The organism is Duganella flavida (genome assembly GCF_009857445.1).
Taxonomy (GTDB): Bacteria; Pseudomonadota; Gammaproteobacteria; order Burkholderiales; family Burkholderiaceae_D; genus Rugamonas; species Rugamonas flavida.
In genome coordinates, this window is the sequence record NZ_WWCN01000030.1 from 1 (window position 1) to 13623 (window position 13623).

General features: G+C 61.9%; 11 protein-coding genes and 1 pseudogene. 4 read left to right on the top strand and 8 right to left on the bottom strand.

What is annotated here, in order from left to right; genetic code table 11:
- Window positions 1-85 precede the first annotated feature (85 nt).
- Window positions 86-1354, bottom strand: a complete 1269-nt coding sequence (locus GTP46_RS28295) for an EAL and HDOD domain-containing protein (RefSeq protein ID WP_161009978.1) — start codon at window positions 1352-1354, stop codon at window positions 86-88.
- Between the two features lie 45 nt (window positions 1355-1399).
- Window positions 1400-2359, bottom strand: a complete 960-nt coding sequence (locus GTP46_RS28300; protein ID WP_161009979.1) for a 23S rRNA (adenine(2030)-N(6))-methyltransferase RlmJ — start codon at window positions 2357-2359, stop codon at window positions 1400-1402.
- A gap of 165 nt (window positions 2360-2524) precedes the next feature.
- Between GTP46_RS28300 and GTP46_RS28305 the strand changes: the two genes are divergently transcribed.
- Window positions 2525-2782: a hypothetical protein gene (locus GTP46_RS28305; protein WP_161009980.1), complete on the top strand. Its 258-nt coding sequence runs from the start codon at window positions 2525-2527 to the stop codon at window positions 2780-2782.
- Complete coding sequence (locus GTP46_RS28310) at window positions 2779-3009, top strand: hypothetical protein (protein WP_161009981.1); 231 nt, start codon at window positions 2779-2781, stop codon at window positions 3007-3009. The genes GTP46_RS28305 and GTP46_RS28310 overlap by 4 nt, the downstream gene beginning before the upstream one ends.
- Before the next feature lie 94 nt (window positions 3010-3103).
- Here GTP46_RS28310 and GTP46_RS28315 read toward each other — a convergent pair.
- The 3 genes and pseudogenes from GTP46_RS28315 to GTP46_RS28325 form a co-directional block, all read right to left on the bottom strand.
- A pseudogene (locus tag GTP46_RS28315) lies at window positions 3104-4171 on the bottom strand (isocitrate lyase/phosphoenolpyruvate mutase family protein); the annotation flags it as partial.
- A gap of 155 nt (window positions 4172-4326) precedes the next feature.
- Complete coding sequence (gene rraA / locus GTP46_RS28320) at window positions 4327-4824, bottom strand: ribonuclease E activity regulator RraA (RefSeq protein ID WP_161009983.1); 498 nt, start codon at window positions 4822-4824, stop codon at window positions 4327-4329.
- A 37-nt stretch (window positions 4825-4861) separates the two neighbouring features.
- Window positions 4862-6082 carry an MFS transporter gene (locus GTP46_RS28325; protein ID WP_161009984.1) on the bottom strand — a complete coding sequence of 407 codons (1221 nt, stop codon included), beginning with the start codon at window positions 6080-6082 and terminating at the stop codon, window positions 4862-4864.
- A gap of 87 nt (window positions 6083-6169) precedes the next feature.
- Here GTP46_RS28325 and GTP46_RS28330 point away from each other — a divergent pair, with 87 nt between their 5' ends.
- Complete coding sequence (locus GTP46_RS28330) at window positions 6170-6955, top strand: helix-turn-helix transcriptional regulator (RefSeq protein WP_161009985.1); 786 nt, start codon at window positions 6170-6172, stop codon at window positions 6953-6955.
- Between the two features lie 109 nt (window positions 6956-7064).
- Window positions 7065-7991, top strand: a complete 927-nt coding sequence (locus GTP46_RS28335; RefSeq protein WP_161009986.1) for a GGDEF domain-containing protein — start codon at window positions 7065-7067, stop codon at window positions 7989-7991.
- Here GTP46_RS28335 and clpB read toward each other — a convergent pair.
- Genes clpB through GTP46_RS28350 form a run of 3 tightly spaced genes read right to left on the bottom strand, consistent with a single transcriptional unit; the run spans window position 7988 to window position 13610 of the window.
- The gene (gene clpB / locus GTP46_RS28340; protein ID WP_161009987.1) at window positions 7988-10585 is read right to left on the bottom strand and encodes an ATP-dependent chaperone ClpB; all 2598 of its coding nucleotides are present in this window, start codon (window positions 10583-10585) and stop codon (window positions 7988-7990) included. The genes GTP46_RS28335 and clpB overlap by 4 nt on opposite strands.
- Before the next feature lie 41 nt (window positions 10586-10626).
- Window positions 10627-11085, bottom strand: a complete 459-nt coding sequence (moaE, locus tag GTP46_RS28345) for a molybdopterin synthase catalytic subunit MoaE (protein ID WP_161009988.1) — start codon at window positions 11083-11085, stop codon at window positions 10627-10629.
- Window positions 11082-13610 carry a DUF349 domain-containing protein gene (locus tag GTP46_RS28350; protein WP_161009989.1) on the bottom strand — a complete coding sequence of 843 codons (2529 nt, stop codon included), beginning with the start codon at window positions 13608-13610 and terminating at the stop codon, window positions 11082-11084. The genes moaE and GTP46_RS28350 overlap by 4 nt, the downstream gene beginning before the upstream one ends.
- Between the last annotated feature and the right edge of the window lie 13 nt (window positions 13611-13623).

Here is a 13623-nt window from a genome sequence, read left to right on the forward strand (position 1 = left end):
GGTCAGTTCTGCCAATCGGACACGAGCTCCGCCGTAGCGGCCGCTACGGCGGAGCTCGTGTCCGATTGGCAGAACTGACCCCGGGTTAGATGCCGCGGGTGTATTCGGTCACCCACTCGATGGCAGTCAACTGGATGCTGTAGAGCTCGGCCGGCTTGAGGTCCAGCTGGTGCAGCATCTGCGCCAGCACCTTGCTATCGCGCCCGCGCTCAATGTGCTCGATCAGGCTCAGCATGTTGCCGTAATCACCGGCGCGGTGCAGCAGCGCCGCTCTCACCTCATCCAGCACGCTCACACTCTCCAGCACATCGCGCATGTGGATCGAGAACAGCGTATCCATCAGCGACATCACGCCCACCGTGAAGCCGATATCAGCACACACGCGCTGGCCCGGCTTGCGATGCTCAACCATCAGCTCCATCGTCTTGCCACGGGTAGTGGCCAGCTGCAGCAGCGGCGACGTGAATTCCTGTGTGCCGCCATTCTTCACATATAACAGGATCTGTAGCCAGCGCCGCAGCTGGCGTCGTCCCAGCACCATCAGCGCATGACCAACCGAATTGATACGCTGGCGCGCACCCACCGCCGGCGTATTCACCAGCCGCAGCAGGTTCAAGGTAATCAGGGCGTCATGCTTGACGCTGCGCTCAATCTCGGCACTGCTGGCGTCGCGATCGAGCAGTTCCAGCAAGTTCAGCACGCTCATCTGCGACGGCGAGATCTTCTTGCCACTCAAAATTACCGGCCGCGCAAAGTAGTAGCCCTGGAAGTATTCAAAGCCCAGCTCCATGCACTGCTGGAATTCCTCGACGGTTTCCACCTTCTCCGCCAGCAGCTTTTGCTTCGGGTTCTTCAGCACCTTGGCCAGCGCCGGCAAGGTACCGGGCTGCATGTCCTTGATGTCGACCTTGATTACATCACACAGCGGCGTGAATTTCTGCACGTCTTCCGAATGGCCGATCACGTCATCCAGCGCAAACTTAAAGCCTGCCTGCTTGAGCTCACTGATGCGCGCCAGGATTTCCGGCGTGGCCTTCACGGTTTCGAGGATTTCAAGAATGACCTTGTCGTTCGGCAGGAAGCGGATAAAGTCGCTCATCAGGCCGACCGCATCGACGTTGACGAACGCCATCTGGTCGCCCACTACCTGTCCCATGCCCAGCTCGGCCGCATGAGCGATCACAGTAGCGGTGGCCTCGGTGTCGTCGGTGACGTGAGCGTCGTTGCGCGTGGCAGCGTCGCGGAAGAGAAGTTCATATGCCACCAGCCGCTGTCCCCGGTTGAGGATGGGCTGGCGCGCAAGGAAGAAGTTATCAACTAACTTGTTTGGTGCCGATGACGACGCTAACATCATGGGGAGCTCCCACTGTCAATTCGTGTATCACCAGCCTATACCCAGTTATGCAGTCTTGACAATATTTTTCTGTCGAACTGGTGGACGGCGTTCACTATTGTTGCGTCCAGCCGTCGCTTGGGTGCCAGTCTCCAGCGTAAAGCGCGCGCCGGCGTCCTGGCCCAGCGCTTTTACCAGCCATGGCATAACCTCTTTCAACATCGGCTCCAGCGTGTACGGCGGGTTCAGGATGAACATGCCGCTGCTGTGCAGACCGCCGATCCCGTCCGGCATCGGCTTCTTGATAGTCAGCACCACGTTCAGCCAGGTGGCGGCAGGCAGCTGCTTGAGCTTGTCGGCGAACTGGCGCGATTCCATGCGCTGCAGCAGCGGATACCAGACGGCGTAGGTGCCAGTCGGGAAGCGGCCCAGCGCCTCGGCCAGCACGTCCTTGGTTTTTTTGTAGTCCTGCTTGTCTTCATACGGCGGGTCGATCAGCACCAGCCCGCGGCGCGATGGCGGCGGCAGCAGTGCTTTCAGCGAGGCGAAGCCATCGCCACGGGTCACCAGCACGCGCTTGCCGCGCACCGTGGAACGGATGCCTTGCTGCGCCTTGTGCTCGTCCAGCTTGCGGAAGTTATCAGCCAGCAGCTTGGAATCGGCCGGATGCAACTCGAACAGGCGCAGGCGATCCTGCTCGCGCGCCACCTGCTCGGCGATGTACGGCGAGCCCGGGTAGTAGCGCATCTTGCCGCTCGGGTTCATGGCGCGGATCAGGTCAACGTACTCTTTGACCGCCGGCGGCATATCCGTCAGGTTCCACAGCGGGCCGATGCCGGTGTCGTACTCGGCATTTTTGGACGCAAATGCGCCGTCCAGTTCGTAGACCCCAGCGCCCGAGTGGGTGTCGATGTAGCTGTAGGCCACATCTTTCTGGTTGAGGTACTGCAGCAACTGGATGGTCACGAAGTGCTTGAGCACGTCGGCATGGTTACCCGCGTGGAAGGCGTGGCGGTAAGAGAACATAAGCTGGTGATCCTGATTGATTCAATCCGCCATTATCCCCCAGAACGCGCCAGCCACCAAAAAAGCGTTCATATCGTTTGCATCAAAGCGTGCTCATTTAGCATGACTAAGATGGAACTGCCGCGTGCGCATCCGCGCGTGCAGCATTCTTTCATGGAGGAGATCATGGCTTTCAATAACGTAGGGCCGCTGACGTTTCTGGCGCCCGGTCAAACCGCATTCTGGAACTACAGCTACGGTTCCGACCACGGCACCCAGTTCGCCTCGGCCGATGTGAAAACGCCCAACCAGGGCGCGGTCCACATGGCCGACCAGCAGCGCAAGCGCAAGGACAACAACGGCAACGCCACGTACTTCGTCAACATCCACAACCAGGGTGTCGGCGGTTGCTTCCACAACCTGCAAGGCGGAGGTATGTCATGAAGATGACCATCGTAACGGACGTGCACGGCAACGTGCTGGGCGCGGTCCAGGGGCACAGCCTGTCGGAGAGCAAAGATGGTGTGGAAGCGACCGTATCGTTCGCGGCCGGCCACTCCACCCATCTGGTCGAAGTCGACGATGACCTGGCCACGGTCGATGACATCGACGAGTTCCAGCAGCGCCTGCGCGGCCACCTGCAACAGCATCAACAGCAACAGCAGCCGTAAACGGCAAAGCGGCAGCGATTGTGTCGCTGCCGCTTCTAGTTGGAACAGTTATCGCCCGCCCCCACCATCTCACTCCCTTTTACCGTTACGCCACGCTGAAACCGCGTTCAGCCGCAGCAAATTCTGCTTCCTGCAATTCGACAAAGGCCGGCATCTGGCGCCGCGCATAGCCGTGCGCCAGGTTGAACATGCCGTAGTTCAGCGCGTGAAAACCAGCCAGCGCGATGAACTGGAATTTATAACCCATCGCACCCAGCGCTTGCTGGAAACGCGCGATAGTGGCGTCGTCCAGGTTTTGCTTCCAATTGAACGACGGCGAGCAGTTGTAGGCCAACATCTTGCCCGGGAACTGTGCATGCACCGCTGCCGCGAACTGCTGAGCGAAAGCCAGGTCCGGCTTGCTGGTCTCGCACCACACCAGATCGGCGTACGGCGCGTAAGCCAAGGCGCGCGCCACTGCTTGTTCAAGACCGTTGCGGACCTTGTAGTGACCTTCCACCGTGCGCTCACCAGTGCAAAACGGCTGGTCGTTGCCATCCACATCCGAACTCAACAAATCTGTGACCGCCGCATCGGTGCGGGCGATGACCAGTGTCGGTACGCCCATCACATCGGCCGCCATGCGCACTGCGCTCAGGCGCTCGACCGCTTCACGGGTTGGCGCTAGTACGTTGTGCTTGCCCGCCGCCAGCAGATCGCCAACATGCACGCCCGCCACGCCTGCTTCGATCATGGACTTCATCGATTCCGCTTGTGCATCGGCCACGATGGGCGCGAAGAAATCGATCCCACCCTTGCCCTCGGCCCACTGGCGCTGGTCCGCATGCTGCAAGGCGTTGCTGATGCGCTTGACTGCCAGCGGCAGCGGCAGCATCTCGCCCGTCGCCTGCCAGCCTGGAAGATAGATGGCTTTCAAACCGGCGCACACTTGCTGCACGGCCTGGTTGCCAGTCAGCGCGCCTAGCGCATTGACGAAAGTTTCGCCGCCCAGCAGCTGCCACAGCTTATCTGCGCCGCGCTGCGCCAGCGTGTGCTGGATCTTGAGGGAACCGCGCAAACCCACCACCTCGGCCGCAGTGTAAGCACGAGTGACGCCCGTCCAGCGCGGATTGGTGTCCCAGTCGTCCTGCAGTTCAGCGATTTGATGCTCACGCGATGTCATGTTTCCCCTTGCTCGTTAGGGAAAATGATAGGTGGTCTTCTATAAGACAAACAAGGGAATAAATCTCGCGATAAATCAATCGCTTAGATGCGCACTTCCGCGATGCGAAACAATATTTCTCAGAATGGAAGTGCTTTCAACTAGTATGTTTCGTATTACGAAACGAGTTTTTGCTGTGCGATTAAAACACCGTCGGCGTCGGCATAGACCCAGTCGCCGGGATTGACCGGCACGCCGGCGATATGCACGCGCACATTGCGCTCGCCCACGCCCTTCTTGCTGCTTTTTTGCGGATGGGCCGCCAGCGCGCGCACGCCGATATCGCAGGCGTTGATTTCATCGGTATCGCGAATGCAGCCATCGACGATGATGCCGGCCCAGCCGTTGTCCTGTGCCAGCAAGCCTAGCTGGCCACCAACCAGTGCCCGGCGCAGGCTGCCGCCGCCGTCCACCACCAGCACGTTGCCGTCGCCCGGCGTTTCAAGAGTCGAGCGCACCAGCGCGTTATCTTCGTGCACTTTCAGCGTCACGACGCGGCCCGCAAAGCGCACACGCTGGCCATAGTGCTTGAACACCGGCGGCAGCACGGCCAGACGTCCGTCGTCCAGCAGGTTGGCGTTGTCGTCGCATAAATCGGTGGTGGCAAAGCTCATCGTCGTCCTCTTGCGTAGTGATAAAGATGACTAAATTCTATGCGGTTTTAGGCACGGCAGTCACGCGGCTATTGCTGCCGACACCCACCGCCGTCAGGATCACCAGCGCCTGGAAGATGGCGATGCCGACAAACACACCGGCTGGATGGTTGGCGTCCATCATGGCGCCAAACATCATCGGGCCCACGGCGAGGCCGCTGTCCAGACCGGAATACACCACGCCGAACACACGGCCGGTGGCATTGGCTGGCGCCGCGCTGCGGATCATCAAATCGCGCGACGGACCAGAAATGCCGGTCACCAGACCGATCAAGCCCATCAGCACTACCGCCATCCACGCTGGCACCACAGCCGCCGCGAGCACCAGTGCCAGCACCGCCGCCGAGCCGAAGGCGATCATGATGATGCGGTCATGGTTGCGGCTGCCCGCACCGAGGAAGCCGCCGTACAACATGCCCGCCGCCGAAGCGAACATATAGCAGGTGTAGGCCGACGTGGCCGTCGCCAGCGACATGCCGTACAAGCTCACCAGGCTGGTCGAAGCAAACGTCTGGACGCCGGCCAGCGCCACGGCGGAAATGAAGAAGAAGGCAAAGCACAGCCACACCACTTTCAACTTCAGGAAGCCGAAGGCGCTGGCGTCACCCGCAGCGCCGCCGGCTACCGGAATCGCCGCAGGCTCGGGCCGCAGCGCATGGCGATTCCAGACCAGCAGCACCAGAACCACCAGCGGCAGCAGGGCCGCGCTCAACAGCGCAGTGCGCCAGTCAGTGCGGCCCGCCACAAACGTCAGGAACAGCGGCGACAGCGCCCAGCCAATATTGCCGCTGATGCCGTGCACCGAGAAGCCATGCGCCAGCCGCGCCTTGGACACGCGCTGGTTCAGCAAAGTGTAGTCGGCCGGATGGAATACGCTGTTGCCGCAGCCGGCCAAAAGCGCGCCCAGCATCAGCTGTGTGTACGTGTGGGCACTCGACAGCAGCACCGCCGACACGCCCAGCAGCGCGATGCCGCTGAACAGCACAGCGCGCGCGCCCAGCCGGTCGACCACGAAGCCGGCCATCGCCTGCCCCACGCCGGAGACCACAAAGAAAATCGTCATCAGCAAGCCCAGCTCCGAGTAGCTGAGACCGAACTCCGGTTTCAGCCAAGGAATCAGCGCCGCCAGGATCACGTGATAAAAGTGGGAAGTACCATGCGCCAGCCCGACCAGCGTAATCACGCGGGCATCCTGGCGCAGCAAAGTTTTGTCGTTCATGCTGCTCTCCATATTGTTTGCTGAAGTTTAAGCAATTTTCCGCCGTCTGATTTAAGATAGCAGGACAACATTTATCGCATTTCCGCCATGCCTATTCCCATCGTCAGCCATACCGATTTCAACTGGGACCACGATGCGCCGGGGCCAGCCCGGCCAATCACGCTGGCGGGCCGTGACCTGCATGCCACCGCCGTGCTCAAGCCGCATTACCACGACTGGGGCCAGCTCACCTATGCCGTGCACGGCGTGATGCGGGTCGAGGCCAACAACAGCAGCTGGATCGTGCCGCCGCAGCGCGCCGTTTGGATTCCGCCCGGCGTGATGCACGGCGTGACGGTGCTGGAAAACACCCACCTGCGGCCGATGCGCGTGTATGCCGGCCGCGCGCCATTCGCCGGGCCCGAGTGCAAGGTGCTGGAACTGTCAGGCCTGCTGCGCGAACTACTGGCGGCGCTGGAAGCACTGAACCGGCAAGAGCAATCACCGCGCGAGCATCTGCTGATGGAAATGATCCTCGACGAAATCCCGCGCTGCGCCGAGCAGCCGGTGCGCGTGCCCCTGCCCAGCGACAAACGCCTCAAAGCCCTGTGCGACGCCCTGATCGCCGATCCCGGCGCCGAGCTGACGCTAGCAGACTGGGCCGCGCAAGTAGGCGCCTCCGAACGCACCCTCACCCGCCTGTTCGAACGGGAACTGGGCATGGGCTTTAGCCACTGGCGCCAGCAAGTGCGCATCGCCCAGGCGGCGCCGCTGATCGCGCGCGGCATGCCGCTGTCGCAAGTGGCAGCGCAACTGGGCTACGCCAGCCAGTCGGCTTTCTCCGCCATGTTCCGCAAGACCTTCGGCTGCTCGCCCTCCAGCTTCTTTAAATAATAACAATAGTGATTGAAGGTCAAGTTTTCAATTTTTGCGCCGATAACGTGTGCTTGGAGAAAAGTACGGTACATTAGTGGAAACTCATCAATTAGAAAATCGATATCGAATGGCGGACCTGTCCCTCTTCTCGAACGAACAAATCGCAGCGCTGCTGTCGGCGCTGCCGGACCCGGCATTCATCTTGACACGCAGCGGCCGCTACGCCGCTATCTTCGGCGGCACCGATAGCCGCTACTACCACGACGGCAGCGGCCTGATCGGAAAGTCCATCGCGGACGTACTGAACGCGGAAAAGGCCGCATGGTTCCAGGCCCAGATCACCATTGCGCTAGCTTCGCGCGGCCTGCACGTGGTCGAGTACCCGCTGGCCGCAGACGACGTCAAGGGCGTGGGCGACACCGGCCCGATGGAGACCATCTGGTTTGAAGGCCGCGTCCAGCCGCTGGAATACCAGGTGATGGGCGAAGATGCGGTGCTGTGGGTGGCCAGCAATATCACCGCCAGCAAGAAGCTGGAAGCGCTGCTGCGCATGCAAAGCGAAACCGACGCGCTGACCGGCCTCGCCAATCGCCGCAAGCTGATGAATGGCCTGACCGAACATTTCGAGTTATTCGCGCGCTATAAAACGCCGACCTCGGTGCTGATTTTCGATATCGACCACTTCAAGGGCATCAACGACCAGTACGGCCATTTGGCTGGCGATAAGGCCATCACCACCACCGCCGAGATCTGCCGCTACGAATTGCGCGCGGCCGACTTCCCTGCCCGCCTGGGCGGCGATGAATTCGTGGTGCTGATGCCGCACACCGCCAGCGCACACGCGATGACGATTTCGGAACGGCTACGGATCAAGATTGCGGAAGGCTTGCAGGCACTGGGCACGCTGGGCAGCGGCGCCACCATCAGCGGCGGCCTGAGCGAGATGACGGCGGGCGACACCTCATATGAGGAAGTACTGAAACGGGCAGACGATGCGTTGTACCGCGCTAAACGCGACGGTCGCAACCGCATCATCCGCCATGAAGCAGATTAGCTGAAACTCAGCGCACCATCCTTGGCTTCAACATGGATGGTGTCCTTCGGTCCGAACGTCCCTTGCAGGATCAGCTTGGACAGCGGATTTTCAATCTGCTGCTGGATCGCGCGTTTCAGCGGGCGGGCGCCATACACCGGATCGTAGCCCGCCTCGGCAATCTTCTGCAGCGCGGCGTCGGTCACCGTCAGGCCGATATCCATCTTGCCCAAACGTTTTTCCAGGATCGCCAGCTGGATGCGGGCAATCGCGCCGATGTTCTTCTCGTCCAGGCCGTGGAACACCACAATCTCATCGATCCGGTTGATGAACTCTGGACGGAAGTGCGAGCGCACCTCGGCCATCACCGCCAGCTTGACCACGCCCGGATCCGAGTCTTCCATCGACTGGATCTTATGCGAACCAAGGTTCGAGGTCATGATGATGACGGTATTCTTGAAGTCCACCGTGCGGCCCTGCCCGTCCGTCATGCGGCCATCGTCCAGCGCCTGCAGCAGCACATTGAACACGTCGGGGTGCGCCTTCTCCACCTCGTCCAGCAGGATCACGCTGTACGGCTTGCGGCGCACGGCTTCGGTCAGGTAGCCGCCCTCATCGTAGCCCACGTAGCCGGGCGGCGCGCCGATCAAACGGGCCACCGAATGCTTCTCCATGAACTCGCTCATGTCGATGCGGATCAGCGATTCTTCCGTGTCGAACAGGAAGCCGGCCAATGCCTTGGTCAGCTCGGTCTTGCCGACGCCGGTTGGGCCGAGGAACAGGAACGAACCGTATGGACGATTCGGATCGGCCAGGCCGGCGCGTGAGCGGCGGATGGCATCAGCCACAGCGCTGATCGCCTCGTCCTGACCAACCACGCGGTCGTGCAGCTTCTCTTCAATGTGCAGCAGCTTCTCGCGCTCGCCCTGCATCATGCGCGACACTGGAATACCAGTCGCGCGCGACACCACTTCGGCGATTTCCTCGGCGCCGACTTCGGTACGCAGCAGGCGCTGCTTCGGCGGCGTATCCTTTTCCAACGACACGCCTTTGGCCGATGCGGCTTCGGCGAGCTTGAGCTCCGCCTCCAGCTGCGGCAGGCGACCGTACTGCAATTCCGAAACCAGCTGCCAATTGCTCTCGCGCGTGGCCTGCTCCATCTGCAGCTTGATCTGCTCGATTTCTTCCTTGATGTGGGTACTACCCTGCACCACGGCTTTTTCGGCTTTGAGGATTTCTTCAAAGTCGTTGAGCTCGCGCGTCAGGCGTACGATTTCCTCGTTGATCAGTTCCAAGCGCTTGCGCGAGCCCTCATCCTTTTCCTTCTTGACGGCTTCCTTCTCGATCTTCAATTGGATCAGGCGGCGTTCCAGCTTGTCCATCACCTCCGGCTTGGAGTCGATTTCGATCTTGATTTTGGCGGCGGCTTCATCGATCAAATCGATGGCCTTGTCCGGCAAGAAGCGATCAGTAATATAGCGGTGCGACAGTTCAGCCGCAGCGATAATCGCGGCGTCCGAAATCGCGACCTGGTGGTGCAGCTCGTACTTGTCCTGCAAGCCACGCAAGATGGCGATAGTGGCTTCCACGGTCGGCTCGTCGACCAGGATTTTCTGGAAGCGGCGCTCCAGCGCAGCATCCTTCTCGATGTATTTGCGATACTCGTCCAGCGTGGTCGCACCGACGCAATGCAGCTCGCCGCGCGCCAGCGCTGGCTTCAGCATATTGCCCGCATCCATGGCGCCATCGGCCTTGCCGGCGCCGACCATCGTGTGCATCTCATCGATGAAGACGATGGTCTGGCCTTCGTCCATCGCCAGTTCTTTCAGCACGGTTTTCAGGCGCTCTTCAAACTCGCCGCGATATTTTGCGCCGGCGATCAGGGCGGCCATGTCCAGCGCCAGCACGCGCTTGCCTTTCAGCGAATCCGGCACCTCGTTGTTGACGATACGCTGTGCGAGGCCTTCCACGATGGCGGTCTTGCCGACGCCGGGTTCGCCGATCAGCACAGGATTATTTTTGCTGCGGCGTTGCAGCACCTGGATGGCGCGGCGGATTTCGTCATCGCGGCCGATCACAGGATCCAGCTTGCCCAAACGGGCGCGCTCGGTCAGGTCGAGGGTGTATTTTTTCAGGGCTTCGCGCTGGCCTTCGGCTTCTTGCGAGTCCACTTTCGCGCCACCGCGCACGGTGTCGATGGCGGCTTCCAGCGATTTGCGGGTCAGGCCGCTTTCACGGGCCAGCTTGCCGGCCTCCGACTTGTCGTCGGCCAGTGCCAGCAGCACCATTTCGCTGGAAATGAACTGGTCAACGCGCTTCTGTGCCTCTTTATCTGCGAGATTCAGTACGCCCACCAGCTCGCGGCTGGCTTGTACATTGCCGTCGGTGCCGGAGACTTTCGGCAGGCGCTCCAGCGCCGCAGTCAGCGCCTTGGTCAGGCCGCCGACGTTGACGCCGGCCCGCTGCAACAGCGAACGTGCGCTGCCGTCGTCCTGGTTCAACAGGGCCGTCAGCAAGTGTACGGGTTCGATGTACTGGTTGTCATTGCCCACGGCCAGACTCTGCGAGTCCGACAGGGCTTCCTGGAGTTTGGTGGTGAGTTTGTCCTGACGCATGGTGTTGCTCCGATAAATTTAACTTATCGCTTACATAGGAGCTACTTCCATTTATTCAAGGCCGCGTCATCACTAACGCGGGCGTCGACCCAGCGCGCACCGTCCGGCGTTCGCTCTTTTTTCCAGAATGGCGCTTCCGTCTTCAGGTAATCGATAATGAACTCGCTGGCGGCGAAAGCCTCGCCCCGGTGGGCTGAGGTGACGGCTACCAGCACGATCTGGTCCTTCGGCTTGAGCGAGCCAATACGGTGGATGACCAGCGCGGAGAAGATCGGCCAGCGCTGTTTTGCCTGATCGACAATATTGCTGATCGATTGCTCGGTCATGCCCGGATAATGTTCAAGCTCCATTTCCGACACGGAGGCGCCCTCGTTCAGGTCGCGCACCGTGCCGACAAAAGTCACCACGCCGCCAACCTTGGGGTGATCGGCGCGCAGCTGTGCAACTTCCGTGGACAGGTCGAAATCCTCGGCCTGGATCCGGACTTCATTCAAACTCATGCACGCTCCGAAGAGCCGATGCGGCGGAACAGCTGCTCGATACGGCTGGTAGTGCGGGCGTCGGCCAGCGCCGGCATGGCGCACAGCTGCAAGTAAGCCGCCGAGGCCGATTGCGGCTTCTGGCCCGATTTCAGGGACGATTGCAGTACTTCCACCTGCATCTTCAAACGCTCGCGCGCGAACTCGGCGCCGCTATCGACACCGGCCACAATTTCGAGACGCAGCACTTCATCCAGCAGCTTGGCGCGGTTGCGCTCCAGCTCTTGCGCGTAGGCGCTGCGTTTGCCGTCGGTAGCTGCCAGTGCGGCGTTGAAGCGGCCATTCAGCGCGCGCTCGTAGTCGTTGCCCAGCGACGGCAGCGCCGACCACTTGGCTTGCCAGTCGGCGTTATCGATCGCTTCGCCATTGCTGCCGATCGCGCTTTCCAGCGACTGGCACAGGCGCAGCTTGTCGCGCAATGCATTGGCTTGGGCGGCGCCGGCGCGTTTCTTGATGGCGTCAGCCTGCGCCTGTACTTTGCCGACAGCGTTGTGGTAGCGCTGGTTGATGCGCGGCTCGGCCGCGCGCGGCACAGTGCCGGTGGCGTGCCATGCAGCGGCGGCGTCTTTCAAGGCCTTGGCGATGGCGGCCTGCTGCGCCTTGTCTTCGCCGCTGAAAGTGGCTTCTTCCAGTTCCTTGCAGATGGCCTCGCGCGCGTGCAGATGGGCCTTGCGCTCATGATCGGCAGCGTGGGCGGTTTCCTTGCGCTTGGTGAAGATGGCGTCGCAGGCGGCGCGGAAACGCTGCCACAGCGCTTGCTCGATCTTGCGTTCCAGCGGCAGCGCCTTGGCTTGTTCTTGCCAGCGCTCCTGCAGGCGGCGCAGCTTGTCCAGCGTGTGGCGGTCGGACGGATCCATCGCTTCGGCTTCGGTAATCAGCTGCTCGCGCTTGACGGCTTCGATCTTGCGCTGGTCGGACAGCGGGGCCAGCATGCTGGCCAATACCTTGTCGAAGGTTTGGTCCAGCTTGCGTTTCTCCTTGCGGTCGATGGTGCCGAGACGCCCCCACATCTGGCGCAGGCGCTGGCCGGCGGCGGCGACGTTTTTCAGATCGGCGCCGGTGGCAATGGATGCGGCCAGCGCTTCGGTTTCAGCGATCAGGATTTGCGCCTTGGCGGCGTTGGCATGGCGTTCGTCGGCCAGATGCTTGAAGTGGGCGGCGGCCGGCGCGTAGGCGCTGGTGCAGGCGGCGTCGAAACGCTCCCACAGCGATTTCGGCGCGTGGCCGGAGACGGCGTCCAGCTGCTTCCAGCGGTCGCGCATGCTGCCGACTTTTTTGGCCAGTTCGCTCATCGCCAGCTTTTGGTCTGGCAGTTCTTCCACGGCCTTGACCAGTTCCTCGCGCGAGACGTTGCCGCCCCAGCGGGCCCAGTCGCCCAGGCGCTTGAGTTCGGCGCGGACGTGGTTCAGGTGTTCGGTTTGTGCGTGGCTAAGGCGGGTTTTGTGCTCGCGCAGCCATTTATCGTGTTCGGCAGCGATGTGCAGTTGGCCGTGCTCAAGAGCGGCTTCCAGCGCGTCCAGCGTTTCGAGGAATTTCTTGTCGACCTCTTTCGGCGCAGAGGCAGGCTTGGGTTGCTTGCGCGGCGCGGCCTCGCCGTCGTCCGCGCGTCCTGCTGGTGCGCTCGCATCGGACAAAGCTGGCGTCGCACCATCGGCGGCGGCCGGCGTTACGGCATGGCCAGCTGCGCCCGTGGTGGCCGACGCTGCGCGGCCCGCTGCACCGGCGGCAGGCGCTGCGGCAGCATTGACCGGGGCCGGGGCCGGGGCTGGCTTCGGCGCCACGGTCAGCGCGGCACGGGTTTGTTCCACGGCTAGCGCGAAGTCGCTCAGCAGGTGGCGCGGGAGCGCATTATGCTCTGGCGCTTCCTGGTAGCCGCTTTGCGCGGCAGCGTGGCGTTCCAGCGCTTGCAGGGCCTCTTCCGCCGGCAAGCCGGCTTCCGGCAGCTTGCGCAACGCCGCCAGCGCATCAATGATCACACGCTGCAAATTCACCTGCGCTTCCAGCCGCGCCGCCAGCGCCGCGCGCGCCGAAGCGTACTCAGTGGCCAGCGATGGCACTTCGGCCACCACCTGCCACTGCCGGTCCAGTTCCGCCACAGCGTTCGGCGTCAGCTTTTCATCTTGCAACAGACGTTGCGCCAGATCCAGGCACGCCTGTGCTTTTTGTTGCTCTGCTTGCTGGTAGCGGATGGCGTCCAGCCGGCCCTGCATCAGCTTGGCGACGCGACGGTCGCTGTTGCGCACCGCCTGCAGCACCTGCTCCAGTGCAGCCTGCGTGTGCACATGCTCGGCCGCAGCCTGGCGCACGCCGGCAAATTCACTTTCCAGGATCAGGGCGACCGCAGCCGCTTCATTGCCATTCAGGGCGGCGGCGCGCTGCGCCTGCTCGTCACGGCGACCGGCAGCCGCATCCGGTTCCGGCGCTGCCGCCGGGGATGGCGCAATGGCCGAAGTTTCTGTAGCACGCTTAAAGAGGAATTCAAACATGGTGCGCTATGGT